This is a genomic window from Couchioplanes caeruleus, assembly GCF_003751945.1.
GTDB lineage: Bacteria > Actinomycetota > Actinomycetes > Mycobacteriales > Micromonosporaceae > Actinoplanes > Actinoplanes caeruleus.
The window spans coordinates 5,080,483-5,105,486 of sequence record NZ_RJKL01000001.1; the positions used below are offsets into that span (position 1 = coordinate 5,080,483).

At 71.5% G+C, this 25,004-nt stretch carries 32 protein-coding genes; 23 read left to right on the forward strand and 9 right to left on the reverse strand.

Annotated features, from left to right (window positions below):
- Positions 1-4: 4 nt before the first annotated feature.
- On the reverse strand, positions 5-379 hold the full coding sequence (locus EDD30_RS22585) for a DsrE family protein (RefSeq protein ID WP_071809589.1): 375 nt from the start codon (positions 377-379) through the stop codon (positions 5-7).
- Positions 380-393: 14 nt separating this feature from the next.
- On the opposite strand from EDD30_RS22585, the gene mtfM reads away from it, so the two are divergent.
- A complete protein-coding gene (gene mtfM, locus EDD30_RS41510; RefSeq protein ID WP_267909931.1) occupies positions 394-498 on the forward strand; it encodes a small membrane protein MtfM in 105 nt (34 codons plus the stop codon).
- Positions 495-1,097 carry a heme-binding beta-barrel domain-containing protein gene (locus tag EDD30_RS22590; RefSeq protein ID WP_071809588.1) on the forward strand — a complete coding sequence of 201 codons (603 nt, stop codon included), beginning with the start codon at positions 495-497 and terminating at the stop codon, positions 1,095-1,097. Before mtfM ends, EDD30_RS22590 begins: the two co-directional genes overlap by 4 nt.
- Positions 1,098-1,190: 93 nt before the next feature.
- Here EDD30_RS22590 and EDD30_RS22595 read toward each other — a convergent pair whose 3' ends face one another.
- Positions 1,191-1,955, reverse strand: a complete 765-nt coding sequence (locus EDD30_RS22595; protein WP_244945635.1) for an aminotransferase class IV — start codon at positions 1,953-1,955, stop codon at positions 1,191-1,193.
- Positions 1,956-2,023: 68 nt separating this feature from the next.
- On the opposite strand from EDD30_RS22595, the gene EDD30_RS22600 reads away from it, so the two are divergent.
- The 8 genes from EDD30_RS22600 to EDD30_RS22635 all read left to right on the forward strand — a co-directional run bounded on the left by EDD30_RS22600 (position 2,024) and on the right by EDD30_RS22635 (position 7,726).
- Positions 2,024-2,422 carry a Fur family transcriptional regulator gene (locus EDD30_RS22600; protein ID WP_123678850.1) on the forward strand — a complete coding sequence of 133 codons (399 nt, stop codon included), beginning with the start codon at positions 2,024-2,026 and terminating at the stop codon, positions 2,420-2,422.
- A 78-nt stretch (positions 2,423-2,500) separates the two neighbouring features.
- The gene (gene ygfZ / locus EDD30_RS22605) at positions 2,501-3,559 is read left to right on the forward strand and encodes a CAF17-like 4Fe-4S cluster assembly/insertion protein YgfZ (RefSeq protein ID WP_071809586.1); all 1,059 of its coding nucleotides are present in this window, start codon (positions 2,501-2,503) and stop codon (positions 3,557-3,559) included.
- A gap of 63 nt (positions 3,560-3,622) precedes the next feature.
- Complete coding sequence (locus EDD30_RS22610) at positions 3,623-4,456, forward strand: beta-keto acid cleavage family enzyme (RefSeq protein ID WP_071809585.1); 834 nt, start codon at positions 3,623-3,625, stop codon at positions 4,454-4,456.
- Positions 4,453-5,385 carry an asparaginase gene (locus EDD30_RS22615; protein ID WP_071809584.1) on the forward strand — a complete coding sequence of 311 codons (933 nt, stop codon included), beginning with the start codon at positions 4,453-4,455 and terminating at the stop codon, positions 5,383-5,385. Before EDD30_RS22610 ends, EDD30_RS22615 begins: the two co-directional genes overlap by 4 nt.
- A gap of 69 nt (positions 5,386-5,454) precedes the next feature.
- Positions 5,455-5,973 (forward strand): helix-turn-helix domain-containing protein, encoded by a 519-nt coding sequence (locus tag EDD30_RS22620; RefSeq protein WP_071809583.1) that lies wholly within the window; start codon positions 5,455-5,457, stop codon positions 5,971-5,973.
- Positions 5,974-5,976: 3 nt separating this feature from the next.
- Positions 5,977-6,447, forward strand: a complete 471-nt coding sequence (locus EDD30_RS22625; protein WP_071809582.1) for a hypothetical protein — start codon at positions 5,977-5,979, stop codon at positions 6,445-6,447.
- Between the two features lie 71 nt (positions 6,448-6,518).
- Complete coding sequence (locus EDD30_RS22630; RefSeq protein WP_071809581.1) at positions 6,519-6,842, forward strand: DUF2516 family protein; 324 nt, start codon at positions 6,519-6,521, stop codon at positions 6,840-6,842.
- The gene (locus EDD30_RS22635; protein ID WP_071809580.1) at positions 6,839-7,726 is read left to right on the forward strand and encodes an alpha/beta fold hydrolase; all 888 of its coding nucleotides are present in this window, start codon (positions 6,839-6,841) and stop codon (positions 7,724-7,726) included. The genes EDD30_RS22630 and EDD30_RS22635 overlap by 4 nt, the downstream gene beginning before the upstream one ends.
- A 4-nt stretch (positions 7,727-7,730) precedes the next feature.
- Here the strand turns inward: EDD30_RS22635 and EDD30_RS22640 are convergent, their stop codons facing one another.
- Both EDD30_RS22640 and EDD30_RS22645 read right to left on the reverse strand, forming a co-directional pair.
- Positions 7,731-8,753: a PKD domain-containing protein gene (locus tag EDD30_RS22640; RefSeq protein WP_071809579.1), complete on the reverse strand. Its 1,023-nt coding sequence runs from the start codon at positions 8,751-8,753 to the stop codon at positions 7,731-7,733.
- A 140-nt stretch (positions 8,754-8,893) separates the two neighbouring features.
- Positions 8,894-9,301 (reverse strand): hypothetical protein, encoded by a 408-nt coding sequence (locus EDD30_RS22645; protein ID WP_071809578.1) that lies wholly within the window; start codon positions 9,299-9,301, stop codon positions 8,894-8,896.
- Between the two features lie 51 nt (positions 9,302-9,352).
- Here EDD30_RS22645 and EDD30_RS22650 point away from each other — a divergent pair, with 51 nt between their 5' ends.
- Both EDD30_RS22650 and EDD30_RS22655 read left to right on the forward strand, forming a co-directional pair.
- Positions 9,353-10,180: an EI24 domain-containing protein gene (locus EDD30_RS22650; protein WP_244945363.1), complete on the forward strand. Its 828-nt coding sequence runs from the start codon at positions 9,353-9,355 to the stop codon at positions 10,178-10,180.
- On the forward strand, positions 10,180-10,695 hold the full coding sequence (locus EDD30_RS22655) for an O-acetyl-ADP-ribose deacetylase (RefSeq protein WP_071809577.1): 516 nt from the start codon (positions 10,180-10,182) through the stop codon (positions 10,693-10,695). Before EDD30_RS22650 ends, EDD30_RS22655 begins: the two co-directional genes overlap by 1 nt.
- 3 nt (positions 10,696-10,698) lie before the next feature.
- On the opposite strand, the gene EDD30_RS22660 is transcribed toward EDD30_RS22655, so the two are convergent.
- From EDD30_RS22660 to EDD30_RS22670, 3 genes are all read right to left on the reverse strand, one after another.
- The gene (locus EDD30_RS22660) at positions 10,699-11,715 is read right to left on the reverse strand and encodes a LacI family DNA-binding transcriptional regulator (RefSeq protein ID WP_071809576.1); all 1,017 of its coding nucleotides are present in this window, start codon (positions 11,713-11,715) and stop codon (positions 10,699-10,701) included.
- Between the two features lie 4 nt (positions 11,716-11,719).
- Positions 11,720-13,144, reverse strand: coding sequence for a GH1 family beta-glucosidase (locus EDD30_RS22665; RefSeq protein ID WP_071809575.1), 1,425 nt, complete (start codon positions 13,142-13,144; stop codon positions 11,720-11,722).
- An 86-nt stretch (positions 13,145-13,230) separates the two neighbouring features.
- Positions 13,231-13,992 carry a maleylpyruvate isomerase family mycothiol-dependent enzyme gene (locus tag EDD30_RS22670; RefSeq protein ID WP_071809638.1) on the reverse strand — a complete coding sequence of 254 codons (762 nt, stop codon included), beginning with the start codon at positions 13,990-13,992 and terminating at the stop codon, positions 13,231-13,233.
- 67 nt (positions 13,993-14,059) lie between these two features.
- Here EDD30_RS22670 and EDD30_RS22675 point away from each other — a divergent pair, with 67 nt between their 5' ends.
- On the forward strand, positions 14,060-15,148 hold the full coding sequence (locus EDD30_RS22675; RefSeq protein WP_123678853.1) for a UDP-N-acetylmuramate dehydrogenase: 1,089 nt from the start codon (positions 14,060-14,062) through the stop codon (positions 15,146-15,148).
- Positions 15,149-15,152: 4 nt separating this feature from the next.
- Here EDD30_RS22675 and EDD30_RS22680 read toward each other — a convergent pair whose 3' ends face one another.
- Complete coding sequence (locus tag EDD30_RS22680) at positions 15,153-15,665, reverse strand: CAP domain-containing protein (protein ID WP_071809573.1); 513 nt, start codon at positions 15,663-15,665, stop codon at positions 15,153-15,155.
- 118 nt (positions 15,666-15,783) lie between these two features.
- A complete protein-coding gene (locus tag EDD30_RS22685; protein WP_071809572.1) occupies positions 15,784-16,476 on the reverse strand; it encodes a sensor histidine kinase in 693 nt (230 codons plus the stop codon).
- Between the two features lie 191 nt (positions 16,477-16,667).
- Here EDD30_RS22685 and EDD30_RS22690 point away from each other — a divergent pair, with 191 nt between their 5' ends.
- The 10 genes from EDD30_RS22690 (at position 16,668) to EDD30_RS22735 (ending at position 24,951) form a co-directional block, all read left to right on the forward strand.
- Positions 16,668-17,366, forward strand: a complete 699-nt coding sequence (locus EDD30_RS22690) for a response regulator transcription factor (protein WP_067508902.1) — start codon at positions 16,668-16,670, stop codon at positions 17,364-17,366.
- An 86-nt stretch (positions 17,367-17,452) separates the two neighbouring features.
- On the forward strand, positions 17,453-19,876 hold the full coding sequence (locus tag EDD30_RS22695; RefSeq protein ID WP_123678463.1) for a chemotaxis protein CheW: 2,424 nt from the start codon (positions 17,453-17,455) through the stop codon (positions 19,874-19,876).
- A gap of 1 nt (position 19,877) precedes the next feature.
- Positions 19,878-20,315, forward strand: coding sequence for a chemotaxis protein CheW (locus tag EDD30_RS22700; RefSeq protein WP_071810252.1), 438 nt, complete (start codon positions 19,878-19,880; stop codon positions 20,313-20,315).
- Positions 20,315-21,187 (forward strand): hypothetical protein, encoded by an 873-nt coding sequence (locus EDD30_RS22705; RefSeq protein ID WP_071810253.1) that lies wholly within the window; start codon positions 20,315-20,317, stop codon positions 21,185-21,187. Before EDD30_RS22700 ends, EDD30_RS22705 begins: the two co-directional genes overlap by 1 nt.
- 16 nt (positions 21,188-21,203) lie before the next feature.
- The gene (locus EDD30_RS22710) at positions 21,204-22,385 is read left to right on the forward strand and encodes a protein-glutamate methylesterase/protein-glutamine glutaminase (RefSeq protein WP_071810254.1); all 1,182 of its coding nucleotides are present in this window, start codon (positions 21,204-21,206) and stop codon (positions 22,383-22,385) included.
- Positions 22,382-23,227: a CheR family methyltransferase gene (locus EDD30_RS22715; RefSeq protein ID WP_071810255.1), complete on the forward strand. Its 846-nt coding sequence runs from the start codon at positions 22,382-22,384 to the stop codon at positions 23,225-23,227. The genes EDD30_RS22710 and EDD30_RS22715 overlap by 4 nt, the downstream gene beginning before the upstream one ends.
- Positions 23,228-23,242: 15 nt before the next feature.
- The gene (locus tag EDD30_RS22720) at positions 23,243-23,620 is read left to right on the forward strand and encodes a response regulator (protein WP_229798083.1); all 378 of its coding nucleotides are present in this window, start codon (positions 23,243-23,245) and stop codon (positions 23,618-23,620) included.
- On the forward strand, positions 23,617-24,099 hold the full coding sequence (locus EDD30_RS22725; protein WP_071810257.1) for a chemotaxis protein CheX: 483 nt from the start codon (positions 23,617-23,619) through the stop codon (positions 24,097-24,099). The genes EDD30_RS22720 and EDD30_RS22725 overlap by 4 nt, the downstream gene beginning before the upstream one ends.
- Entirely contained in the window at positions 24,096-24,458 is a 363-nt protein-coding gene (locus tag EDD30_RS22730) for a response regulator (RefSeq protein ID WP_071810258.1), read from the forward strand. Before EDD30_RS22725 ends, EDD30_RS22730 begins: the two co-directional genes overlap by 4 nt.
- Positions 24,459-24,465: 7 nt before the next feature.
- On the forward strand, positions 24,466-24,951 hold the full coding sequence (locus EDD30_RS22735) for a hypothetical protein (RefSeq protein WP_071810259.1): 486 nt from the start codon (positions 24,466-24,468) through the stop codon (positions 24,949-24,951).
- Positions 24,952-25,004 lie beyond the last annotated feature (53 nt).

Sequence of the window (25,004 nt, forward strand, 5' to 3'; positions counted from 1 at the left end):
TTCGCTAGTAGACGACCGCCTGGGCGCCCTCGCCCATGATCTCCTCGACGAAGACCGCGGCACCCGCGATGCGGATGCCGGGAAGCACGGCGTCCGGCCCGATGCTCCGGCGGGCCGCGCACTGGGTGCACAGCGTGACCGTGCCGGCCTCGAGCAGCAGGCCGAGCAGATCGGGCAGGGGAGCGGCGTGCGGGAGCTCGAACTGCTCCGCCCGGCCGGGCAGGGCGAACCACGCCGACTCGCCGGTGAGCCAGAAGGACACCGGCACGCCGGCGGACGCCGCCGTGCTTGCCACGGTGAACGCCTGGGAGCAGCGTTCCGGGGCGTCGGCGCCGGCGGTGGTCTTGACGACGAGAAGGCGGGCCATGCCGGTCAGCATAGGATGACTCCGTCATGGTTACGGAGATCGGGTACGTGAGCCTGCTGGTCGCCGGTTTGGGCGGGCTGGCCGGCGGTTTGGGCTATCTGGCGATGCGCATTGCAAGGGGACGCTGGTGAGCAGTGAGACCGAGAACCCGCTGGGCCCGCCGCCCTGGTTGAACGCCCCGCCGGTCGCGGAGTACCCCTACGAGGACACCCACGACCTGCGGCAGGGGCCGGATCTGCACCCCGCGCTGCTCGGCCTGCTGCCGTTCGTCGGGCTGTGGCGGGGCCGGGGACAGGGCGGGTTCCCCCAGCCGGAGGACTACAACTTCGCCCAGGAGATCAGGATCAGCCACGACGGGCGGCCCTTCCTGGCGTACGAGTCGCGCATCTGGCTGCTGGACGACGCCTCCGAGCCGATCGGGCAGGCCGATCGCGAGGTCGGCTTCTGGCGTCCGGTGCTCAACGCGGACGGCCGCCCCACGGACGAGATGGAAGCCACGCTGACCACGCAGCACGGCGTGATCGAGATCTACGAGGGCGAGGCGACCGGCACCCGGCTGGAGATGGCCACCGCCGGCGTCGGGCACACCGCCTCGGGTCTCGCGGTCACCGGAGGACACCGGCTCTTCGGCATCGTCGAGGGCGCGCTGCTCTACGCCCACGAGATGTCGGCGAACGGCGAGAAGCTCAAGCCCCACCTCTCGGCCCGGCTGATCCGGGTCGGCGGCTGAACGGCGCTCCCTCAAGGAGAGCGGCTGAACGGCGCTCCCTCAAGGAGAGCGGCTGAACGGCGCTTCTTCAGAAGAGCGGCTGAACGCCGCTTCTCACGAAGGGCTGAAGCCGAGCAGATCGAGCAGGCGCGGCGTCCACGGCGACGCCGCGCGTTCCTGCCCGTCGAGGGTTCGCGCCTCGGCGAGTCCCCGCAGCGAGCTGGCCAGCCAGATGGCGTCGACGCCGGGCAGCTCGGCGGCGGTGATCATCCGTTCCTCGGCCCGCAGACCCACCTCGGCCGAGCGCGCGAGCAGATGCGCCGCCGTGGTGCCGGGCAGGATGCCGGTCCGGTCCGGCGCGACCGTGCACAGCGTGTCGCCGTCGAGCCAGACCAGGCTCGCCGTCGGCCCCTCCAGGGCCTGGCCGTGGCTGTCGAGCCAGAGCAGGTCGTCCGCACCCTGGGCGACCGCCCAGCGCTTCGCCGCCAGGTTCTCCGCGTAGGACAGCGTCTTGGCGCCCGCCAGGGACCAGGGCGGCCGGCGGGTGAGACCCACATCGTGGGTGATCAGGCGGATGCCGTCGCGGCGCTCGGCGCGGATCGTCTCCGGCACCGCGTCGACGGTGGCGAACGAGGTCGACGGGGTCACCACCAGCCGGAGGGCGCCGTCGGTGTGGGTGATCCCGCTCACCAGCTCGGCGAGGCCGCTCGGCACGTCGATGCCCAGGGCCGCCGCGGAGCGGGCCAGGCGGGCGAGGTGCGCGTCGAGCAGCCAGGGGCCCGCAGGCCGTACGTGCACCGTCTCGAAGACTCCCTCGCCGTAGAGGAGGCCGCGATCCGTGTGGGTCAGTTCGCCCGAGCCTGGAATCATCAGAGGCATGCTCACGTCGCGGAGGGTATCGCCACGGGAACTATGCTCGTAGCGTGTCCGCCCCCTCCCTCGCCGAGATGCTCCGGGAACGCGGCCTGCGACTGACCCCGCAGCGCCAGCTCATCCTGGAGGCGGTCCACGAACTCGGCCACGCCACGCCCGAGCAGATCCACCAGGCGGTGCGCGAGCGTGCCGCCGGGGTCAACATCACGACCGTCTACCGCACTCTCGAGCTGCTCGAAGAGCTCGGCCTGGTCAACCACACCCACCTTTCGCACGGCTCGCCGACCTATCACCGGGCGGGTGAGGACCAGCACGTGCACCTCGTCTGCCGGACCTGCGGCTCGGTCGGCGAGGTCGACCCCGCGATCATGGAACCGGTCACCGTACGGCTGCGCGACGAGCGGAACTTCCGGGTCGACGTGGGCCACGTGTCGCTCTTCGGAGTCTGCGGAGACTGCAAGGAGCGCGCATGACCACGGTCCGCATCGCCGGCTATCGGCAGGAGCGGCTATGACCACCGTCCTCATCTTCGGCTACCGGCAGGAGCGGGTATGACCACCGTCCTCATCGAGGAGCTCGAGCCGGAGTCGGCCGACGCCGGTGTCGCGGCGCACTACGGCGACCCGATGCGTGAGCAGCGCACTCTGGAGACCGCCGTCGGCCTCGTCGACCGTTCCCACCGCGACGTGATCGCCGTGCCCGGCGAGGAACGAGCGGGCTGGCTGCACACGCTGACAACCCAGCACCTCAGCGGCCTGCGAGCGGGGCAGGGCACCGAAATGCTCGTGCTCTCCCCGCACGGCCACGTCGAGCACCACGCCCTCGTCGCCGAGGACGGCACGACGGCCTGGCTGGACACCGAGCCGGGCGCCGGCGCGGGCCTGCTGAGATATCTGGAGATGATGCGCTTCTTCACGCGCGTCGAGCCCCGGGACGCCACCGCGGAGATGGCCGTGCTGTCCCTGGTGGGGCCGGAGGCCGCCGCGACGGCCGCCCGGATGCTCGGCGCCGACCTGGCCGAGCCGCGGGTCCGGGAAGTGCCGGGGCCCAAGTTCGCCGCGGGATCCGTGCCGCCCGAGCCCACCGCGCTCTATGACGTACGGCTCTTCGAGGGCGGGCTGGCCCGGCGGGTGCCGCTCGGCGTCGATCTGCTCGTGCCCCGGACGGGCCTCGATGCCGTGGTGGCGCGGCTGGCCGGCGTACCCAAGGCGGGATTGTGGGCCTATGAGGCGGTGCGGGTCGCGCGTCGGATCCCGCGGCTCGGCTGGGAGACCGACCATCGGACGATTCCGGCCGAGGCAGGGTTCGTGGGGCCAGCCGTCCACCTCGACAAGGGGTGTTATCGCGGACAGGAGACGGTCGCGCGGGTGCATCACCTCGGGCGTCCGCCACGCCGGCTCGTGCTGGTGCACCTCGACGGGGTGGCGACCGACCAGCCGCCGGTGCAGGGCACGCCGGTCACGCTCGACGGACGCCAGGTCGGCTTCGTCGGCACGGCGGTCCGCCACCACGAGCTCGGCATGATCGCGCTCGCGGTGGTGAAGCGCAACGTCGCCGACGACGCGCGGCTCACCGTAGGCGAGTCGGCCGCGGCCATCGACGCCGGCTGATCGACCTGGTCGCGGATGGCCGTCGCTGCTCCGTGAGCGATTCCGCATGGCAGGATCTCGGTTATGACCGGGACTTTGATCACTGTCGCGCCCACCGGCGCGGAGAGCAGCAAGGCGGACGTACCAGCGCTGCCTGTGACGATCGATGAGCTTGTGGCGACCGCCAAGGAGTGCGAGGCGCTGGGCGCGGCGATCATCCACGTCCACATCCGGGACGACGCGGCCGAGCCGACCCTCGACCAGGGCCGGCTTCGGGACACCGTGGCCGCGCTGCGGCAGTCCACCGACCTGATCATCCAGCTCTCCTCGGGCGGGGCCGTCACCGATCCCGAGTCGGACCGGCTGGCCGTGCTCGACGCGCGCCCGGAGATGGCCTCCTGCACGATGGGCACGGTCAACTTCGGCGACGGCGTCTTCATGAACCGCGCGGGGTTCATCGTCGACCTGCACACCCGGATGCAGGAGCGGGGCATCGTCCCCGAGTACGAGATCTTCGACCTGGGCCAACTCACCAGCCTGCAGCGCCTGCTCGACAAGCACGGCCTGCCGTTCGGCGGGCATGTGCACGTGGACCTCGTGATGGGCGTGCCGGGCGGCATGCCGGGCACCGCGGAGGCGCTGGTCGCCTGCCACCGCGCGATCCGGGACCTGCCCGAGGGCACGACGTTCTCCGCCACCGGCATCGGGCGCAGCACGATCGCGGTCATGCTCGCGTCGCTGTCGGCCGGCGGTCACCTGCGGGTCGGCATGGAGGACACCATCACGTACGCCAGGGGCCAGGCGGTCGAGTCGAACATGCAGCTCGTCGCGCGGGCGGTCGGGTTCGCCCAGCTCGCCCAGCGCCCGCCGCTGAGCACCGCGGAGGCGCGCGCGCTGCTCGGCGTACCGGCTCGATGATCCTCGCGGAGGTCGTGCGTTCGGGCTTCGTGGAGGGCATCCATCACGGTTCGGTGGTAGTGCTCGACGCCTCCGGTGCGGTGGTCTCCTCGGCGGGCGACGTGACGGGCCCGATGTTCCCCCGTTCCTCGAACAAGCCGATGCAGACCGTGGGCATGCTGCGGGCGGGGCTGCGCACCGACGACCCCGCGGACCTCGCGCTGATCAGCGGCAGCCATTCCGGCGAGCCGTTCCACGTCGACCGGGTCCGCTCGATCCTGCGTACGGCCGGCCTCACCGAGGACGCCCTGCTCTGCCCGGAGGACCTGCCGCTCGCCGAGAGTGCCCGGCATGCCGTGATCGTCGCGGGCGGTGCCGGGAAGCGGGTCTACATGAACTGCTCCGGCAAGCACGCCGGCATGCTGGCCACCTGCGTGGTCAACGGCTGGCCGCTGGACGACTACCGGGACGCCAAGCACCCGCTGCAGGGCGTCCTGGCCGAGGCCGTGACGGACCTGGCCGGCGAGCCGATCGCCGCGACCGGCATCGACGGCTGCGGCGCGCCGGTCTTCGGTTTCTCCCTGACCGCGCTGGCCCGGGGTTTCCACCGGCTGGCCGCGGCGCCGGACGGGCCCGAGCGCGCGGTGGCCGACGCCATCCGGGCGCATCCGGAGCTGGTGGCCGGGACCGGTCAGGACGACACGCTGTTGATGCGCGGCGTGCCCGGCCTGCTGGCCAAGGGTGGCGCCGAGGGGGTCGTGGCCGTGGCGGTGCCGGGTGCCGGCGCGGTGGCCATCAAGATCGCCGACGGCGGGATGCGGGCGCGGACGCCGGTGCTGGTCTCGGCGCTGCGCCGGCTCGGCGTCGATGCTCCCGTCCTGGACGAGCTGGCCACCGTGCCGCTGCTGGGTGGCGGCGTCCGGGTCGGCGAGGTGCGCGCGGCCTGGTGACCCGGTTCACGCTAACTCTTGCAAGCGTTTTGCTTGCAACAGTTAGCACCTCGGGCTACCTTCGTAGGCGTGGCCACACCCAAGGATCTGCCCCAGGACATCGGCTCGTTCATCCGAGACCTGCGGCAGACCGCGAAGATCTCGCTCCGGCAGCTCGCCGACAAGGCGGGCGTGAGCAACCCGTACCTGAGCCAGATCGAGCGGGGCCTGCGCAAGCCCAGCGCCGAGGTGCTGCAGCAACTGGCCAGCGCGCTGCGGGTGTCGACGCCCGCGATGTACCTGCGCGCCGGCCTGCTTGACGGTGAGGGCCAGCAGGGAGTGCTGGCCGCCATCGCGGTCGATCCCGATCTGACGATCGCGCAGAAGCAGTCGCTGTCGCAGATCTACGAGACGTTCCGCAACGAGAACGCCCGCCACGCCCCCGCGGCCGACGCGGCCGGCGACCCGACGCCGGAGCAGGGCGAGGCGGAGGTCCCCGACGAGGACGAGGCGCTCCAGGCCGTCGTGCGCGACATCGCCGTCGCCGAGGGCGGCCGGGCACCTGCTCCGGAGACCGCGAAGACCCCGACCACTCAGCCCGAGGAGTAGGACATGACCGAGCAGACCAAGACCCGCATTCCCGCGCCGCTCTACGCCGCCGCCGGCGCCGGTGACCTCGCCTGGCAGGAGCTGCGCAAGCTCCCCGCCGTGGTCAGCGAGCTCAGCGACCGCGCCGTCGCCTCGCTGAAGGTGGCGAACGACACCGCCGGCAGCACCGCCACGTCCTTGAAGGACAAGGCCGCCACCACCGACTTCGACAAGCTCCGCAGCACCGCCACGGCGAGCGCGGTGCACTTCGCCCAGCTCGCGCAGGAGCGGGCCGTCGCCGTCTACACCTCGCTCGTCGCGCGCGGCGAGCGGGTCGTCGGCACCGGTGTCGTGGAGGCCGCCGAGGTGGTCAACGCCGACATCGAGACCACCGAGGAGCCGAAGGCCGTCGAGGCCGCCGAGGCCGCCGACGCCGCCTCCGCTCCCGCGCCGAAGCCCCGCAAGCGGGCCGCCGCCCGTCCGGCCGGCAACTGACGCGCACCACGACATCCGAATGATCCGCAGGCCCCGGTGAAAGCCGGGGCCTGCGGCATAGACTGGCAATCATGGTTTACAGCGCGCCCCCGATTTTCTACGACGACGTCGAGTTCCTGATCGCCTTCGTGGTCATGATCTTCTCGCTCGTGGTGCAGGCCGTCGCGCTCATCCATTGCGTCACCCAGCGCGGTGACGGCTTCCAGGCGATCGGCACCCTGCCCAAGGGCGCGTGGCTGGCCATCCTCGCCGTGTGCATCGTGCTCACCCTGCTGGGCGGATACCGGGGCGCTACCGGCCTGTTCAGCCTCATCGGGGTCGCGGCCGCCCTGATCTATCTGCTCGACGTCCGGCCCGGCCTGCGCGACCTGTCGGACGGCAAGGGCTTCTGGTGAGACTCCGCCGGCCGCCCCCTCCCCAAGGCGGCCCGCGGACCCCGGGGCCGGGTCCGACCGCGCCGCGCACCGGCCGGCCCACGCTGCCCGCCCCGCGCACCGAGCTCGTCGACACCCCGCACGGCGTACGCCTGGAGCAGCTCGTCACCGGCGTCGGCGACCCGGTCACCGTGTTCGCCCATGGCATCGCCGGCGACCTGACCGGCACCCGCCCGCTGGGCGGCGGGGTGACCGGCCGCAAGGTCTTCTTCCACTTCCGCGGCCACGGCCGTTCCGGCGCACCGCCCGGGCCGTGGAGCTTCGCCGACCTCGCCGACGACCTGCGCGCCGTCGCCGATCAGGCCGGGGCGAGCCGGGCGCTCGGAGTCAGCATGGGTGCCGCCGCGCTGTGCCGGCTGCTCGCCGCCGATCCCGGCCGGTTCGAGCGGGCCGTCTTCTACCTGCCCGCGCCGCTGGACGGCGTGCGTCCCCGGGCGGCCGAGGAGCGGCTCGCACGCCTGCTCGCCGCGGTGGAGTCGGGGGAGGCCGCCGCGGTGGCGGAGGCCGTCGAGCCGGAGCTCCCCCGAGCCGTACGGGACACCCCGGCAGGCTGGAGCTACCTGCGCCAGCGCGTCGAGCAGTTGCTCCGCGACGGGTTGGCCCCGGAGCTCGAGACGGTGTGGCGGGAGCCCGCGGTCGCCGACGAGGGGCTGCTGCGGGCGTGGGAGGGAAGGGCGCTGGTGATCGGCTGCGTCGGCGACGCGCTGCACCCGGCGGCCTGGGCGCAACGCCTGGCCGACCTCCTGCCCGGGGCGCGGCTGCACGTGTACGACAGCCCGGCGGTGCTGTGGACCCACCGCCGCGAGCTGCGGGAGCGGATCTCCGAGTTTCTGAACGAGGAGTGACCCGCTACCTGGTGAGCCTCTGCACCCGGTACTTGGGGCCGTTGGCGTTCCCGGCCCGGTCCAGGGCCGTGTAGTCGACCTCGAGGTAGTAGCCCTTGGACAGGCCGGCGACCTTGACCTTCCACACGCCGGCCGAGCTCACCGGTACCCATTTGATGGCGGCCGCCGGGATCCTCGTGGCGCCCTCGGTGTACCTGATCCACTCGGACCTCGAGAAGTGGTAGTAGTACTCCTTCGCACCCTTCCACTTCCAGAGCTGGACGCCGACCGCGTCCATGCCGGTCTGGGCGTCCTTGGCGGTGCCCTGGACGGTCTTCCAGGAGGAGGCCTTCGTCGGGCTGATCGGCACCTTCAGGCTGGAGCTGGGCTTGGCCGTGTCCGCGCGCAGCGAGTAGGTGCCGGCCGGCTTGGTGACGCGGCCCTGCGCGTTCTCCAGGGTGACGCTGGCGGTGTACGTCCCGAACGCGTAATGGTGCTTGACCGACGTCCGCGTGCGCTGGACCAGGCTGGTGTTGCCGTCGCCCCAGTTCACCCAGAGCCGGGTGGTCTCGGCGGGCACGCCCGAGAGCTGGAGGGTGGCCTCGTGGCCGCCGCCCGGCCAGGTCCAGTTCCACGCCGGGTTGAACTTGAACGTGCCGCCCGCGGCGGCGACGGTCACGACCGAGGTGGCATTGAGAAGCGTGCCCGGCGTCGTGGCGCCGTCGTCGGTCAGCGTCACCCTGACGGTGTAGCTGCCGGCCGCCGCGTAGCTGTGGGTGGCCTTGGCGCCCTCGAGGTCCGAGGAGGTGGAGTCGCCCCAGTCGACCGTGATCCGCGGCGCCGTCTCCGGGGTGCCGTCCTCGAGGGCGGCCTGGGTGAGCGTGACCTGCTGCCCGGCCCAGATGCTCGTGCTGTCGAGGCGGTAGGTGCCCGAGATGGCGCCCTCCGCCCGGGCCGCAGAGCCCGGCATGCCGGCACCGGCGACCGTGCCGGCGCCAAGGGCGAGGGTCAGCAGTGCGGCGAGGATGCGCGGTCGTCCGGTGGTCATCTCTCTCCCCAGGAAGGTGCCCGCAATGGAGGCGAGCCGGTGGACCGTACCGGTTTGGGGCGATCGTGATCAAGCGAACTTGCGGTCAGTTCGGGATGACAGGTCTCACGCCGTAACCTTTCCGGCCCTTCGACCGGTGTTCATGGCGTGCGGCTATCCCCCAGATCTGTCTTTTTCGGCATCGTCGCGCTCGGTCTGCCGTTCTCGGTCGCCGTCGGCTGGACCCTCGGTACGCCGGACGCTGCCCCGCCGTCCGCGAACGCACCCGGCGGGGCGGGCGGCTTCGGCACCGCACCGGTGAAGGCCACCACCCCGGCGTCCGGGTCGGGCACGACGTGGGTGCCGCGCGCGCCGGAGCCGGTGTCCGTCGTGCAGTCGGTCGCGCCGAGTGCGCCACCGGGCGTCGCGGCGAGCTCCGCCGTACCGTCGTCGTCCGGATCCCCGGTGCCGACGCTGACGCTGCCGCCCGTGCCGACGCCCACCTCGATCTTCCAGCCGCCGTCGAGCCCCGTCGCGACGAGCGCCTCGCCCAGCCCCGAGCCGAGCACCGAGTCCTTCCGGCGGAGGTGGCTGGCCGAGAGGTCCTAAGCTGGCCGACTGTGAGCAACCCTTCGCTGCGCTCCACCGCCGCCCGCGGTGCGAGCGCGACCGGCGGTGCCCTGCGTGAGTTCCTCACCGGCGCCGCCCTGCTGGGCCGCGGCCTGGGCCTGGTGCTGAAAAGCCCGAGACTGCTGGGGCTGGGGCTGGTGCCGGCCGTGATCGCCGGCCTGCTGTACGGCGCCGCCCTGATCACCCTCGTCGCCTTCATCGGGGACCTGTCCGCGGCGGTGACCTGGTTCGCCGACGACTGGTCCCGGCTCTGGCGCGATCTGATCCGGCTTTTCGCCGGCGTGGCCCTGCTGGGCGTCGGCGGCCTGCTCGGCGTGCTCACCTTCACCGCGGTGACGCTGCTGATCGGGGACCCGTTCTACGAGAAGATCTCCAGCCTCGTCGAGAACCGCTACGGCGGCGTCCCGGACGAGGTCGAGGTGCCACTGTGGACCTCGCTCGGCCGCAGCCTGCGGGATTCGCTGCGGCTGATCGGCCTCTCCATCCTGGTCGGCATCCCGCTGCTCGCGGCGGGCTTCCTCCCGGTGGTGGGTCAGACCGTGGTGCCCGTGGTCGGTGGCGCGGTCGCCGGCTGGCTGCTCGCCGTCGAGCTCACCGGCGTGCCGTTCCAGCGGCGGGACAAACGCCTGCGCGACCGCAGGGCCGCGCTGCGCACCCGGCGTCCGCTCGCGCTCGGCTTCGGCGTCGCCGTCTTCGTCTGCTTCCTGATTCCGCTGGGCGCAGTTCTGCTCATGCCGGCGGCCGTGGCGGGCGGGACGCTGCTGTCCCGCAAGGTGCTCGGCCTTCCGGCCGACACGATCACCACGAAGCCTCTGTGATGGACGTCGAACTCGTCGAGGGCGACATCACCGCCCAGGAGGTCGACGCGATCGTCAACGCGGCGAACTCGTCGTTGCTCGGCGGAGGCGGCGTCGACGGCGCGATCCACCGCAAGGGCGGCCCGGAGATCCTCGCCGCGACCCGGGCGCTGCGTGCCGGCCACTACGGCGGCGGACTGCCGACCGGGCAGGCGGTGGCGACAACGGCGGGCCGGCTGTCCGCCCGGTGGGTGGTGCACACGGTGGGGCCGGTCTTCGACTACGCCGAGGACCGGTCGGCGCTGCTGCGGGCCTGCTATCAGAACTCGCTGCGGGTCGCGGACGAGCTGGGCGCCGCGTCGGTGGCGTTCCCGCTGATCTCGGCCGGGGTCTACCGGTGGCCGGTGGAGGACGCGGTGCGCCAGGCGCTGACCGTCCTGCGGACGGCGCAACCGGCGGGGGTGCGAACCATCCGGCTGGTGCTGTTCAGCGCCGAGACCGCCGAGACGGCGCGGCGGGTTGCGGCCGAGTTCTAAGGGTCAGGCCGAGGCGCGCACGACGAGTTCCGTGGGGAGGACCACGGCGGTCGGCACGTCGGCGCGGCCGTCGACCAGCCCGAGCATCTGACGGGCCATCGTGCGGCCCATGTCGACGATCGGCTGGCGTACGGTCGTCAGCGGCGGATCGCTGAGCCGGCTGATCTCGACGTCGTCGAAGCCGATCACCGCCACGTCCGCGGGGATGCGCCGGCCGGCCTCCTTCAGTGCCTGCAGCGCGCCGTGCGCCATCATGTCCGATGCCACGAAGACCGCGTCGAGGGCCGGGTCGCCGGCGAGCAGGCGGCGCATCGCCTGGATGCCCGACTCGCGGGTGAAGTCGCCCACCGCCACGTGCTCGCTCAGGCCCGCCTCGGCCAGCGCCGTACGGTATCCGGTCAGCCGGTCTATTCCCGCGACCATGTCCTGCGGGCCGGCGATGGTGGCGATCCGGCGCCGGCCGTGGGTGAGCAGGTGGCGCACGGCGGCGGCCACCCCGCCGATGTGGTCCACGTCCACGTACGGGACCGGCACCGGCGCCGGGTGCATCGGCCGGCCGCTGCACACCACCGGGATGCCGAGCCGGGCGAGCGTGCCCGGCAGCGGGTCCGTGCCGTGCATGGAGGCGAACATGACGCCGTCGACATGGCCCGCCATCGCATAGCGCTCGACGCGGCCGTGGCCCGCCGTCGACCCCGCCATCATCAGCACGAGCTGCTTGTCGGCGGCCTCGAGCTCCATGCTCACGCCGCGGATCACCGCCGGGAAGAACAGGTCGTCGGAGAACACCCGGCTGGCCGTCTCCGGCAGGATCAGCGCGATCGACTCCGTCCGCTGGGTCACCAGGCTCCGGGCCGCCTGGTTGGGGACGTACCCGAGCTCCTCGACGGCCTGGTGCACCGCGTCGCGGATCGCGACCGCGACCGTCGTCGAGCCGTTCACCACGCGGGAGACCGTCGCGCGCGAAACGCCGGCCCGTCTGGCCACCGCTTCGAGGGTCGGCCGCTCCCGCGTCACCATCGGCTCACTCCCCGATCCGCGCCCGGTCGTCGAGACCGTTGCGCCGGATCACCTCCCGGTACCACTTCGCGCTGTCCTTCGGCACCCGCCGCTGCGTGGTGTAGTCCACGTGCACGAGACCGAAGCGCATCCGGTAGCCCTCGGACCATTCGAAATTGTCCATCAGCGACCAGGCGAAGTATCCCCGAAGGTCAACGCCGTGGGAAATGGCATCCAGGCAGGCGCGCAGGTGTCCGTCGAGATAGTCGATGCGGTCGGCGTCGTGGACCTCGCCGTCGGCCGACGGGCCGTCCGGGTACGCGGCGCCGTTCTCGGTGATCAGCAGCGGCACGCCGTAGTCGGCGTGGAGGCGGTCGAGCAGCTTGGTGAGGGCGGCGGGCTCGATCTGCCATCCGATGTCGGTGATCGGGCCGACCGGCGCGCGGAAGGCGATGCCCTCGGTGCCCGGGTTGTCCGGCGCGGCGGGCTCGCCGGGCCGCGCCGACACGTACACCGGCGTGTAGAAGTTGACGCCGAGCACGTCGATCGGGACGTTGATGATCGTCTCGTCCCCGTCGCGGATGTGGCTCAAGTCGGTGAAGCGGGTCATGTGCTCGCGCATGTCATCGGGGTACGCGCCGCGCAGCAGCGGGTCGAGGAAGATCCGGTTGTGCAGCCCGTCGACGATCCGGGCGGCCTCCGCATCGGCCGCGTTCTCCGGGTCGAGCGGGAAGACCGCCGCCGGGTTCAGGGTGATGCTCACGCTCCGGGCGCCGGCCGAGCGCAGGGCCCGGGCGGCGAGTCCGTGCCCGAGCAGGAGGTGATGCACGGCCCGGAAGGCCGCGGCCGGGTCCTGGATGCCGGGTGCGTGCCGGCCGCTCGCGTGGCCCAGGTAGGCCGAGCACCACGGCTCGTTCAGCGTGGTCCAGGTGCCGACGCGGTCGCCGAGGCGGGCGTGGACGATGGCGGCGTACTCGGCGAAGGCCTCGGCGGTCTCCCGTACGGTCCAGCCGCCACGGTCCTGCAGTGTCTGCGGCAGGTCCCAGTGGTACAGGGTGACGACGGGGTCGATGCCCTTGCCGATCAGCTCGTCGGTGAGGCGGTCGTAGAAGTCCAGGCCGCGGGTGTTGACCGGGCCGGTGCCATCGGGCTGCACGCGCGGCCACGCGATGGAGTAGCGGTACGAGGTGAGCCCGAGCTCCGCCATGAGCGCCACGTCCTCGACGTAGCGGTGGTAGTGGTCGCAGGCCACGTCGCCGGTGTGTCCAGCGTGCACCCGTCCCGGCGTACGGCTGAAGGTGTCCCAGATGGACAGGCCCCGGCCGTCCTCGCGCACCGCGCCCTCGATCTGGTACGACGCCGTCGCCGCGCCCCAGACGAAGCCCTCCGGGAACGCGCCCCCCGGCGCCAGTGGTTCGCCGCCCGGTTCCACCTCGACGGTTGCCGTCATGCGTCTCACCGCTCCCTGCCTGCCGGCCGCCGCCTGCCGGACCGCGGCCGTTGCATACCTGACCGGTACAGCCTACGGCCGCGGGATCAACCCGCTCGGAGGGCGCTGAACAGGCGGGGGTCGCCGGTGATGGTCAGCAGGTCCGGTGCCGAGCGGCCCATGAGCGTCAGGAGCAGGTCGCTGGCGTTGCCCCGGGCCTCGGCCCGCGGATGGTGATCGTCGGAGTCCAGGATCGTGCCGGTGTCGAGCAGGGCGAGCCCCGCGCCGCGCAGGCGGACGAACCACTCGTAGCTCGCGTCCGTGGCCACGAGATGCACGACGCCGTGCAGGTCGGTCGGGCCCTGGCGGCGGCCGGCGGGCAGCCAGGTGTCGAGCACCTCGTTGACGCCGTCGGCTGCGAGCTTCGTCTCGATCGGGGTGGGCCGGCCGGCGGCCGTCTCGGCGTCCCAGCGGTGCACCGAGATCTCGTGGGCCATCCGCCGGTGCCAGAAGCCGGCCTTCTTGGCCTGCGCCGGCCACGTCCAGGCCGGGAGGTCCGGGTCGAGCGCGTCGAGCGTCTCAATGGTGCCGGTCATCTCCCGGCGGAGCCCGTCCAGCGCGTCGGGCCATGCGGGGCGGGGCTCGGGGGTCACCCGGTCGGCGGGCCTGTCGACCACACCGCGGGGCACCGACTCGCGCACCCAGCGCAGGAGCACGGTGAGGTGCTCGGTGAGATCCGCGACCGTCCAGCCCGGGCACGCGGGCACGGCGGCATCGGGGCCGGTCTCGGCGACCGCGTCCTGGAGCGCCGGGCCGTCGGCGCGTAGCGCCGCCAGCCAGAAGTCCTTCGTCGCGTTGAGCCTGTTCATCAGCTTCTCCCGCTCGAGGAGGACCACCTGTGCGTTCCCCGCGGCCCGTCGGCCTAGGGTGAACGTCGTGCCTGACGTTAGTGCTGATCCACCCGCCACCGCACCTGCTGCGCATGCCAGTTCGCTGGCGGCGTACACGACGCTACGCCTCGGGGGTCCCGCGGGCACGCTGACCCCGGCGTCAGAAACCGACGAAGCGGTAGAAATCATGCGCGGGGCGGCGCGCAAGGGGGAACGGGTCCTGGTTCTCGCCGGCGGCAGCAACGTCGTGATCGCGGATGAGGGCTTCCCCGGACAGGTGATGCTGTTGCGCACCCGGGGGACCCGTGTGGTGGACCGCGACTCGCGAGGCGTGCTGGTGCGGGTTGCGGCGGGGGAGCCGTGGGACGGGTTCGTCGCCGCGACGCTCGCCGACGGGCTCTCCGGCCTGGAGGCGCTGTCGGGCATCCCCGGCTCCGCCGGCGCGACGCCGATCCAGAACGTCGGCGCGTACGGTCAGGAGGTCGCACACACCGTCGAGGCGGTGCACGTCTACGACCGGCTGGACGACCAGGTGAAGACGCTGTCGCTGCCGGAGTGCCGGTTCGCGTACAGGTCCAGTGTGTTCAAGCGCAACGACCGGTGGCTGGTCCTGGAGGTCGACTTCCGGCTCGCCGTCGCCACGGACTCGGCCCCTATCCGGTACGCCGAGCTCGCCCGCAACCTGGGCGTCGAGGCCGGCGAGCGGGTCCCGGCGAAGCAGGTGCGCGACACCGTGCTGAAGCTGCGGGCCGGCAAGGGCATGGTCCTGGATCCCGAGGACCTCGACACCCGCTCGGTCGGCTCGTTCTTCACCAACCCGGTGCTCTCCGCGCAGGAGTGGGCCGGGGTGCAGGACCGGCTCGCCGACGCGGGCGAGCCGCCGAGCTGGCCGGCGCCGAACGGCACGGTCAAGGTGCCGGCGGCCTGGCTGATCGAGAAGGCGGGGTTCGCCAAGGGGTACGGCCGCCGCGGCGGCGTCGCGATCTCGTCGAAGCACACGCTGGCCCTGACGCACCGCGGCGGCGGTACGACGACCGCCCTGCTGGAGCTGGCCCGCGAGATCCGCGACGGCGTGCACGACCGGTTCGGCGTGGTGCTGCACCCCGAACCGGTCCTCGTGAACTGCGTCCTCTAGCCGCTCAGCGCCAGCCGAAGACCTGCGTCCAGTAGAAGGTGCCGTCCTGCGAGTTGCGTACGCCCGCCCCGAAGGACCTGGCCTCACAGTTGAGGATGTTCACGCGGTGCTCGGGGCTGGCCATCCAGGCGTCCATCACCTCGGCGGCGGTGGAGAAGCCCCAGGCGATGTTCTCCGCGGCCACGTCGGAGTAGCCGGCGGCGCGCGAGCGGGTCTCGAACGTCGAGCCCCGCCAGCCGATGTGCCCGAAGTCGCCGGTGGTCGCCATGTAGTGGCTCTGGCGTACGGCCGCGACCATCAGTTCGTCGTCCACGGTCAGCGGGGCACAGCCCGCGAGCATCCGCTCCTCGTTGGTCCGCACGATCACCTCGTCCATCAGCATCTCCGAGGTGGTGGGACCCGCGGCGGCCACCGCGGCGGGTCCGCCCGTCTCGGCGTGCGCGGGCGTCGTCGTGCACGCGAGCAGGGCGGCCGGCGCGGCCGCGGCGAGGGCGATACGTCGTACGGCTTTGAACACGGACTTTCCTCCCGGTCCACGACCGGGCTCCTGTTCGCCCGGCCAGCCCTATCGGACCGGATTTCTGTAGTTACGTCCTATCTTTGGTATTTTCCGGCTGTCTCACGCGCCTGCCGTGTCACTCTGTGGGGATGGTCAGGGGTAGTCGGATCTCGGCCCCCGCGCCCGTCGCCGGATCGAAGGTGAGCTCCACCGAGCCGCCGTGCCGGTTGGCGATCGCGTCCGCGAGCAGCATCCACAGGGCCGTGCTGCGGCGCCGGTGCGGCGGATCGGGGTCGGCCAGCATGCCGGCCATGAGGTGCTCGTCGGTGAGCTTCTCCGACTGTCGCGCGGTCACCGTGATCCGCCACCCCGCGTCGCCGGCCTCGGTGCTTACTGCGGCGGACCGGTCGGCGGCCCCGCTCGCGACGGTGCCGACCACGGCATAGAAGAGGTCCCGCAGCAGCGGGGCGTCGGCGGACAGCGGCGGCCCGTCCGAGGTCCGCACGGTCGCGGCGGTGTAGGGCTCCTGGCTCGCCAGCAGTTCCGCCACCTCGCGGATCACCGCACCCGGGTCCACCGTCGTGGGCCACAGCTCGAGATCGCCGGTCTGCAGCCTGCTGACCACCATGAGATCTTCGACCAGCGCCAGCATCCGGTCGGTGTTGCGCCGTACGGCCGCCAGCGCCACCGACCGCTCGGCCGGGGCGAGATCGTCGGTGTCGAGGCTCTCGGTGAACGACGCGATCGTGGTCAGCGGCGTCCGCAGCTCGTGGGAGACGACCGCGAGGAAGCGAGCCTGCAGCGCGAAGACGTTCGTGGGGGTTCGCACGCTGAACTATAACTTTCCGTATATGAACAGACACGTCACGCTATCGTGGTTTTGGACATTTCATCTTCGCCGCCCGCGCCCGCGGGGGGCGTGAGCAAGACGCTGACCCGGACCGAGCGCGTGCCGCGCCCGGCGGGCAGCCGCGTCTGGCGACGCGCCGGGGCGGAGGCGGAGGGCATGGTGACGAGCGCATGAGCAGACTGCTCGTGGTCGAGGACGACCCGGACATCGCCCTGGCCCTGCGGCTGCTCTTCAGCCGCGCCGGGTACGAGGTGGCGCACGCGGGCGACGGGCGCACCGGCTTGAAGGAGGCGTACGCGGAGCACCCGGACCTGGTGGTGCTCGACGTCGGTCTCCCGGAGATGGACGGCTGGCAGGTGCTCGAGCGGCTCCGGGACGTGTCCGACGTGCCCGTGCTGGTGCTGACGGCACACGGACAGGAGGCGGAGAAGGTCCGCGGCCTGCGCGGCGGTGCCGACGACTACCTGACCAAGCCGTTCGCGAACAACGAGCTGCTGGCCCGGGTGGAGGCGTTGCTGCGCCGCTCGTCCAGCGGCCAGAACAGTTGGGCCAGCCAGATCTACGACGACGGCCTGGTGCACCTGGACCCGACGAAGCGCCGGGTCTACGTCAAGGGCGACGAGAAGCGCCTCACGCCGACCGAGTTCCGGTTGCTCAACGCCCTGGTTCGGCACGCGGGCGCCGTGCTGAGCCCCAACCAGCTCCTCACCCAGGCGTGGGACGACCCCACGGGCATCGGCCAGGAGCGCGTCAAGTTCGCCGTGCTCCGGCTGCGCCGCAAGCTCGGCTGGTCGGATCCCGACGAGTCCCCGATCGAGTCCGTACGCGGATTCGGCTACCGCTACCGGCGCCCGGGCGGTGACACCTGAGCCGCAACCGGTAGCGGTCCGGGTGTCCTCAGGTGGGGCTCCGGTGGGTCGATGAGGGATTTGGGAAACGAGCAGGAGGTAGGGCGTTGGAAGACCTTGGCGAGATCGTCGGCGAATTCCTCATGGAGAGCCACGAGAACCTGGACCAGATCGACCGGGATCTCGTCGCGCTGGAGCAGAACCCGGCCTCGCGTGACCTGATCGCCCGCATCTTCCGGGCGATCCACACGATCAAGGGCACCAGTGGCTTCCTGGCCTTCACCCGGTTGGAGACGCTCGCGCACGCGGGCGAGTCCCTGCTGTCGCGGCTGCGCGACGGCGTCCAGCCGGTCACGCCGACCACGATCACCACGCTGCTGGCCACGATCGACGGCGTCCGGTCGCTGCTGGAGGCCATCGAGCAGAACGGCAGCGAGGGTGAGGTCGACGTCGACAACATCATCACCGCCGTCCACGCGCAGATGAACGCACCCGGCGACGCTGCACCGGCGGCTCCCGCCGCGCCCGCCGCACCGGCCGCGCCCGCCGCGCCGGCCGCACCCGCCGCGCCGGCCGCGGAAGCCCCGGCGGCCGAAGCCCCGGCGGCGAAAGCTGCCGAGAAGCCCGAGCCCCTCGAGGAGAAGCCGGTCCGCCCGGCGCCCGAACCCGTCGAGGGTCAGCGCCGCCCGCTCGGCGAGATCCTCGTCGAGACCGGCGCGGCGGAGGCCACGGACGTCGGCTCCGCGCTGCAGGCGCAGCTCGAGGGCGACGAGCGCAAACTCGGCACGATCCTGCTGGAGGAAGGCAAGACCCAGCCCGGCGCGGTCAACGACGCGCTGCAGGCGCAGGCGCCGAAGCGCAGCGTCGCCGACAGCGCGATCCGGGTGGACGTCGACCTGCTCGACACCCTCATGAACATGGTCGGTGAGCTCGTGCTCGCCCGTAACCAGCTCGTCCGCGGCGTGATGGAGATCGGCGACTCCGGCCTGGTCCGCAGCGCCCAGCGGCTCGGCATGATCACCTCCGAACTGCAGGAGGGGATCATGAAGACCCGGATGCAGCCCATCGAGCACATCTGGTCCAAGCTGCCCCGGGTCATCCGGGACCTGTCCAACTCGCTCGGCAAGAAGGTCGAGCTGGTCATGGAGGGCAAGGAGACGGAGCTCGACCGCAGCCTGCTCGAGGCCGTCAAGGACCCGTTGACCCACCTGGTCCGCAACGCCGTCGACCACGGCATCGAGGAGGCCGACCGGCGGATCGCCGCGGGCAAGAACCCGCAGGGAACGCTGACGCTGCGCGCGTACCACGAGGGTGGGCACGTCGCGGTCGAGGTCGCCGACGACGGCGCCGGCATGGACGTCAACCGGATCGCGCAGAAGGCCGTGGAGAAGGGCCTGCTGCGTGCCGACCAGATTCCGAACATGGACAAGCGCGAGATCATGGCGATGGTCTTCCAGCCCGGCTTCTCCACCGCGGCAAAGGTGACCAACGTGTCCGGCCGCGGCGTCGGCATGGACGTCGTCAAGACCAACATCGAGCGGATCGGCGGCGCGGTCAGCGTCGACTCGACGCTGGGCCAGGGCACGGTCTGGCGCCTCACGATCCCGCTGACGCTGGCGATCATCCAGGCGCTGACCGTCGACTGTGGCGACCAGCGCTACGTGGTGCCGCAGGTCGCGGTCCTGGAGCTGGTCTTCATCGACGGCCAGTCCACGAAGATCGAGTACGCCTCCGGCGCGCCCGTCTACCGCCTGCGCGGCAAGCTCCTGCCGCTCGTCCGCCTGGACCGGGCCCTCGGCCTCGACCCCGGCGGCGACCAGGGCGTCTACATCATGGTGCTGCAGGCCGACGGGCGCCGCTTCGGCCTCGTCGTGGACCGCGTCCTCAACACCGAGGAGGTCGTGGTCAAGGCGCTCAACACCCGGTTCAAGGACATCGGCCTGTACGCCGGCGCCACGATCCTCGGCGACGGCAAGGTCGGCCTGATCCTCGACGCCTCCGCGCTGGCGCGTCGCTCGCACCTCGCGGTCGACGCCGGGCGGGAGAACCTCGTCGGCACGTCCCGGGCGGCCGGCGGTGCCGGCACCGGCGAACGCCTGCTGATCACCGCGGTCGGGGAGCGCCGGGTGGCGATCCCGCTCGACACGGTGACCCGCCTGGAGGAATTCCCGCGGGACCGCATCGAGCACGCCGGCTCCCGCGAGGTGGTGCAGTACCGCGGCCAGATCCTGCCGCTGGTGCGACTGTCCCACCTCCTGGGGGCGTACAGCGAGATGGAAGAGGGCGACACCGTCTCGGTGGTCGTCTACAGCGAGGGGGGCCGCAGCGTGGCGCTGGTCGTGGACCGGATCGTCGACATCGCCGAGAACTCGACCACCGCCCGGCGCGACGCGGAAGAGGACGGTCTCGTCGGTACGGCGGTCATCCAACAGCGAGTGACCGAGCTGCTCGACGTGCGCCGCGCGATCCTCGCCGCCGACCCGAACTTCTACAACGAGATGTCCGACTCCGAGATGCTGGTGGAGGCCTGAGATGGCGAGCCGGCAGTTCGCTACCTTCGAGGTGGCAGACCAGTTGTTCGGGGTCGAGGTCGACACCGTCCAGGAAGTGCTCTCCTACAACGAGTACACCCCGGTGCCGCTGGCGCCTCCGGCGGTCGGCGGGCTCTTCAACCTGCGCGGCCAGGTGATCGCGGCGGTCGACCTGCGGGTGCAGCTCGGCCTCGTCCGCCAGGCCCTGCAGGGCCCGGTGATGAATGTGATCCTGCGCGGTGACGGCGAGCCGGTCAGCCTGCTCGTGGATCGCATCGGCGAGGTGGTCGACCTGGAAGACGACGCGTTCGAGCCGCCGCCGGACACGCTCGCCGGTCCCACCCGCGAGCTGGTGACCGGAACCTTCAAGATGGATGGCCGGCTGATGCTGGCCCTGGACGTCAACCAGGCCGTCGACACCTCTCGAGCCACCACCTGATGTACAGCCTTGTCAGCGCCCCCGTCCTCGGCTTCGACCTGACCCGCCTCGGTGGCGGGTCGGCCACCGCCGAGGTGCTGTTGCGCGCCCTGCGCCTCAGCGTCGGGGACCTGCCGATCCTCGCGGAGAGGCTGCCCGACGAGGGAGTTCGAGGCCCGCTCTGGGTGGAGGTGGAGAGCGCCGCGCGCAAGCTGCCGACGCTCAAGGGCATGAAGGCGGACGACCCGGCCAGCTCGCTGGCTCTGGTCGAGCGGGCGCCGATCGGCTCGGTCGACGCCCTGCTGACGTGCCTGCGTTACGACGTCATGGCGTGGACCTGGCAGGGCGCCGGCCGCGACGCCACGCAGAGTGAGACGGCCGCCGCGGCGACCGCCCTGCTCTGCGACGCCGCGGTGGCCAGCTATCTGCGCGAGGTCCTCGACGAATCGACCCGCCGGATGCTGGGCGCGGGCTGGGTGGCGGCGCTGCGCAAGCTGCCCGCCGGCAAGCCGATCGACCTGGGGCCGCACCACTACGCGGTGTCGGCCCTGCTCGACCGGCTGCGCTCGATCACGTCGAAGGACCTGGCCCGGCTGACCCAGTCGGCGGAGGACGCGCGCCGCAACGCCGGAGGCTGGTCGCCGGCGGTGCACTCGGCGTCGTGGGCGGCGTACCTGTCGGACCGGGTCCGTACGGCCGCGGCCGCGCAGATGCTGCTCGTGCAGGCGATCGACACGGCCGCCATTCCGCTCGCGGAGCGGGCCGGTGGCGTCTGGAACATGCTCAGCGGTGCGGTCCAGGCGCTCGTCGTCCGGGACCTGCTGGACACCGCCACGGCGCATCGGCTGCTCGCGCCGGTCGTCGCGGCACTCGGCCCGGCATGGCTCGGATGAGAGGCGGAGGAGAGCGATGATCAGAGTTCTCGTCGTCGACGACTCCGTGGTGGTCCGCCGGCTCATCGTGGACTCGCTGACCGGTGCGGCGGGCATCGAGGTGGTCGGCACCGCCGCGAACGGCCTGCTGGCCCAGGCGAAGATCGACCAGCTCAAGCCGGACGCGATCACGATGGACATCGAGATGCCGCAGATGGACGGCATCGCGGCGGTGCGCGAGCTGCGCAAGCGGCACCGGCACATCCCGGTGATCATGTTCAGCACGCTGTCCGCGGCCGGGGCCAGCGCCACGCTCGAGGCGCTCGCCGCGGGCGCCACGGACTACGTGACGAAGCCGAGCAACGTCGGGTCGATCGCCGAGTCCATCGCGGCCGTCCGCGAGCAGCTCGTACCGAAGATCCACGCGCTGGCCGGCCGCCGCCCGGCCGGACCGTCCCGGCCGGGAGCGGGCCCGGCGCCGGCCCGGCCCGGCCTCACCCCGCCTCCGGGTCTGCGTCCCGGCGCGCCGGGACGACCCGGCGTGCTCGCCGGCCGTCCCCCGGGACCGGCGAAGGCCGCACCGGCCCGGCCGGTCCGGCGCGGCCCGCACGCGCGCGTCGACATTCTCGCGATCGGGTCGTCGACCGGCGGCCCGGACGCGCTGACCAAGGTGTTGCAGGCACTGCCGTCGGACCTGCCGGTGCCGATCGTGGTGACGCAGCACATGCCGCCGGTCTTCACCCGCATGTTCGCCGAGCGCCTCGACCGCAGCACGCCGCTGCGCGTGGTCGAGGCCGGCGAGGGGATGGAGCTCCTACCCGGCACGGTCTATATCGCTCCCGGCGACAAGCACCTGGTGCTGCAACGCCGGAACACCGCGACGCTGACCCAGCTCAGCGGCGCGCCGCCGGAGAACTCGTGCCGTCCGGCGGTCGACGTGATGTTCCGCTCGGTGGCGGCGCTCTACGGGGCGTCGGCGTACGCGGCGGTGCTCACCGGCATGGGATACGACGGACGAGGTGGTGCGAAGGTGCTGCGTGACGCAGGCGCCGAAATTCTGGCGCAGGACGAGGCGAGTTCGGTGGTCTGGGGCATGCCCGGCGCCGTGGTCGGCGCGGGATTGGCCGACGACGTGTCGCCGCTGGACAAGATCGCTTCGGCTTTGATCCAGCGGGTTCAGGTGGGCCGCGCGCCTCGAGCGACGGCGGTGACCCGATGACCCTCTCTCAGGCCGACTTCGCCTTCGTCTCGACGCTGGTCCGGCGGGAGGCGGCGATCGTGCTGGCGCCCGGCAAGGAGTACCTGGTGGAGGCCCGGCTGATACCGGTGGCCCGGCAGGTCGGTGCGGCCAGCGTCAGCGAGTTCCTGGCCAACCTCCAGCGCAAACCCAACCCGGCCGACCAGCGCCGGATCATCGACGCGCTGACCACGAACGAGACGTCGTGGTTCCGCGACCGGGAGCCCTTCACGGCGATGACCGACGTCGTGCTCCCCGAGCTCGTCAAGAGCCGCGGTTCGACCCGCAAGCTGCGGCTCTGGTCCGCGGCGAGCTCGAGCGGGCAGGAGGCGTACAGCCTGGCGATCACCCTGCAGGAATCGCTGCCCGCCGGCTGGGGATACGAGATCATGGGTAGTGACATCTCGACCGAGATGGTCAAGCGGGCCGAGGCCGCCGAGTACAGCCAGGTGGAGGTCAACCGGGGCCTGCCGGCCACTCAGCTTGTGCAGTACTTCGAACGGGCAGGCGCGCACTGGCGGATCGCGCCGCACCTGCGGCGCAACGTCACCTTCAAGCACATGAACCTGACGGCGCCGCTGCCCAACATTCCTCCATTCGACGTGATCTTCCTGCGGAACGTGCTGATCTACTTCGACGTCGCGACGAAGAAGTCGGTGCTGCGCAACGTCGCCCGACTGCTGCGGCCGGACGGCTGGCTCTTCCTCGGTGCGGCGGAAACGACCATCGGGATCGACGACAACTACGAACGGGTGGCGGCCGGCCGGACCTCTGCCTACCGAGTGCGAAGCGCGGTGCCTGCGGGCGCCGCAAGGAAGGGGTGAGCTGCGGTGCGCGCCATGGTGATCGACGACTCGCGGGCGATGCGGATGATTCTCAAGCGCATCGTCGCGAAACTGAACTTCGAGGCGATCGAGGCGGGTGACGGCCAGGAGGCTCTGGACCTGCTCTCCACGATGACCGAGGTGCCGGAACTGGCCCTCATCGACTGGAACATGCCCAACATGAACGGGCTCGAGTTCGTGACCAAGGTCCGCGCGGAGCCACGCCTGCGCGAGATGACGCTGGTCATGGTCACGACCGAGAGCGAACAGAGCCAGATCGTCCGGGCGCTCGCCGCGGGCGCACACGAATACGTGATCAAGCCCTTCACCGAGGGCGCGATGATCGAAAAGTTGGCCCTGCTGGGCCTGGTACCGACCGGAGCGAACTCATGAGCGTCGAAACCGTGGTGAGCGAGGACGATCTCGCCGAGATGGTGGAACAGGTCTGGGTGTCGTACCTGGATCCCGAGGGCATCAATCCGCTGGTGGTGACGGGCGACAAGGAGCAGACGACCGAGGTGCACTCGACGGTGTCGATCACCGGCAGCTGGCACGGTCACCTGGTCTACGCCTGCTCCCTGCAGGCCGCGAGGAAGTCCGCCGCGGCGTTCCTGGCGATGGAGATGGACGAGGTCGGACAGGAGGACATCTCCGACGTCCTCGGCGAGCTGGCGAACATCGTCGGCGGCAACGTCAAGGCGATGCTGCCGGCGGGCTGCTTCCTGTCGCTGCCGACCGTCGTACTGGCGCCCGCAACCGCGTCGTACTACCCGGCGGCCGAGCACCTCAGCGGCCTGTACGGGATCTGGGACGGTGAACCGATCTCCATCACGATGTATCAGAGCATCAAGCAGCAGGAGGGGTCGGCATGAAGATCCTCATTGCGGACGACAGCAGGGTCATGCGCCAGATCGTGACCCGCACCCTGCGCCAGGCCGGCTTCGACGGCCACGAGCTCGTGGAGGCCTCGGACGGCGCCCAGGCCGCGGCGATGGCCGACTCGGAGAAGCCCGACCTCATCATCTCGGACTGGAACATGCCCGAGATGACCGGCATCGACGTGCTGCGCAAGCTGCGGGCGGCGGGTAACAACGTCAAGTTCGGCTTCGTGACCTCCGAGTGCACCGACGAGATGAAGAGCGCGGCGGAGAGTGCCGGATCAGCCTTCTTCATCGTGAAGCCCTTCACTGCTGAGCAATTCGATGAGGTCTTCTCTCCTATTTTGGGATGATATAGCCATGTCTGACACCTCGGTTATCCCCGCTTCGCTCGCCGTCCGCAACCTCTTCGAAGACCTCCTCGGCCGGGACGTCAACGTCGCTTCCGGCGACCCCATGACCGCCGATGATCTGCCCACCGGCACGATTGCCATCTATACCGATCCGTCGCAGCAGCTCTGCGCGGTCTGCGGCATGACGCTCAGTCTGGCGGCCAACGCGGGGGCCGCACTCGGCCTGCTCCCGGTCGGTGCCGCCGAGGACAGCATCGAGGAGAAGCAGCTCTTTCCGAACCTCGCCGAGAATGTCTTCGAGCTCTTCAACATCTTCACCAGCCTGCTCAACCGCGAGGGCGCGCCGCACGTGAAGCTCTATCAGGTCATCTACCCCGGCCAGAACCTGCCCAACGACGCGCGGGCGCAGTTGCTGGCGCTGGGCAAGCGGCTGGACCTGCTGATCGAGGTGTCGCGGTACGGCAAGGGCAAATTCTCGTTGTCGATGGTCTGACGGGCACGGCGTGTAGCGGCGGACCGGGGTTTGTTCCCCGGTCCGCCGCTACA

Excerpts from the sequence above, each read along its gene's own strand:
- EDD30_RS22715 (WP_071810255.1), top strand. The coding sequence starts at position 22,382 with ATGACCCTCTCTCAGGCCGACTTCGCCTTCGTCTCGACGCTGGTCCGG.
- EDD30_RS22735 (WP_071810259.1), top strand. The coding sequence starts at position 24,466 with ATGTCTGACACCTCGGTTATCCCCGCTTCGCTCGCCGTCCGCAACCTC.
- EDD30_RS22720 (WP_229798083.1), top strand. The coding sequence starts at position 23,243 with ATGGTGATCGACGACTCGCGGGCGATGCGGATGATTCTCAAGCGCATC.
- EDD30_RS22665 (WP_071809575.1), bottom strand. The coding sequence starts at position 13,144 with ATGACGGCAACCGTCGAGGTGGAACCGGGCGGCGAACCACTGGCGCCG.
- ygfZ (WP_071809586.1), top strand. The coding sequence starts at position 2,501 with ATGACCACCGTCCTCATCGAGGAGCTCGAGCCGGAGTCGGCCGACGCC.
- EDD30_RS22700 (WP_071810252.1), top strand. The coding sequence starts at position 19,878 with ATGGCGAGCCGGCAGTTCGCTACCTTCGAGGTGGCAGACCAGTTGTTC.
- EDD30_RS22630 (WP_071809581.1), top strand. The coding sequence starts at position 6,519 with ATGGTTTACAGCGCGCCCCCGATTTTCTACGACGACGTCGAGTTCCTG.
- EDD30_RS22725 (WP_071810257.1), top strand. The coding sequence starts at position 23,617 with ATGAGCGTCGAAACCGTGGTGAGCGAGGACGATCTCGCCGAGATGGTG.
- EDD30_RS22640 (WP_071809579.1), bottom strand. The coding sequence starts at position 8,753 with ATGACCACCGGACGACCGCGCATCCTCGCCGCACTGCTGACCCTCGCC.
- mtfM (WP_267909931.1), top strand. The coding sequence starts at position 394 with ATGGTTACGGAGATCGGGTACGTGAGCCTGCTGGTCGCCGGTTTGGGC.
- EDD30_RS22705 (WP_071810253.1), top strand. The coding sequence starts at position 20,315 with ATGTACAGCCTTGTCAGCGCCCCCGTCCTCGGCTTCGACCTGACCCGC.
- EDD30_RS22585 (WP_071809589.1), bottom strand. The coding sequence starts at position 379 with ATGCTGACCGGCATGGCCCGCCTTCTCGTCGTCAAGACCACCGCCGGC.
- EDD30_RS22600 (WP_123678850.1), top strand. The coding sequence starts at position 2,024 with ATGCTCCGGGAACGCGGCCTGCGACTGACCCCGCAGCGCCAGCTCATC.
- EDD30_RS22730 (WP_071810258.1), top strand. The coding sequence starts at position 24,096 with ATGAAGATCCTCATTGCGGACGACAGCAGGGTCATGCGCCAGATCGTG.
- EDD30_RS22625 (WP_071809582.1), top strand. The coding sequence starts at position 5,977 with ATGACCGAGCAGACCAAGACCCGCATTCCCGCGCCGCTCTACGCCGCC.
- EDD30_RS22615 (WP_071809584.1), top strand. The coding sequence starts at position 4,453 with ATGATCCTCGCGGAGGTCGTGCGTTCGGGCTTCGTGGAGGGCATCCAT.
- EDD30_RS22595 (WP_244945635.1), bottom strand. The coding sequence starts at position 1,955 with ATGCCTCTGATGATTCCAGGCTCGGGCGAACTGACCCACACGGATCGC.
- EDD30_RS22655 (WP_071809577.1), top strand. The coding sequence starts at position 10,180 with ATGGACGTCGAACTCGTCGAGGGCGACATCACCGCCCAGGAGGTCGAC.
- EDD30_RS22610 (WP_071809585.1), top strand. The coding sequence starts at position 3,623 with ATGACCGGGACTTTGATCACTGTCGCGCCCACCGGCGCGGAGAGCAGC.
- EDD30_RS22660 (WP_071809576.1), bottom strand. The coding sequence starts at position 11,715 with ATGGTGACGCGGGAGCGGCCGACCCTCGAAGCGGTGGCCAGACGGGCC.
- EDD30_RS22710 (WP_071810254.1), top strand. The coding sequence starts at position 21,204 with ATGATCAGAGTTCTCGTCGTCGACGACTCCGTGGTGGTCCGCCGGCTC.
- EDD30_RS22670 (WP_071809638.1), bottom strand. The coding sequence starts at position 13,992 with ATGAACAGGCTCAACGCGACGAAGGACTTCTGGCTGGCGGCGCTACGC.
- EDD30_RS22690 (WP_067508902.1), top strand. The coding sequence starts at position 16,668 with ATGAGCAGACTGCTCGTGGTCGAGGACGACCCGGACATCGCCCTGGCC.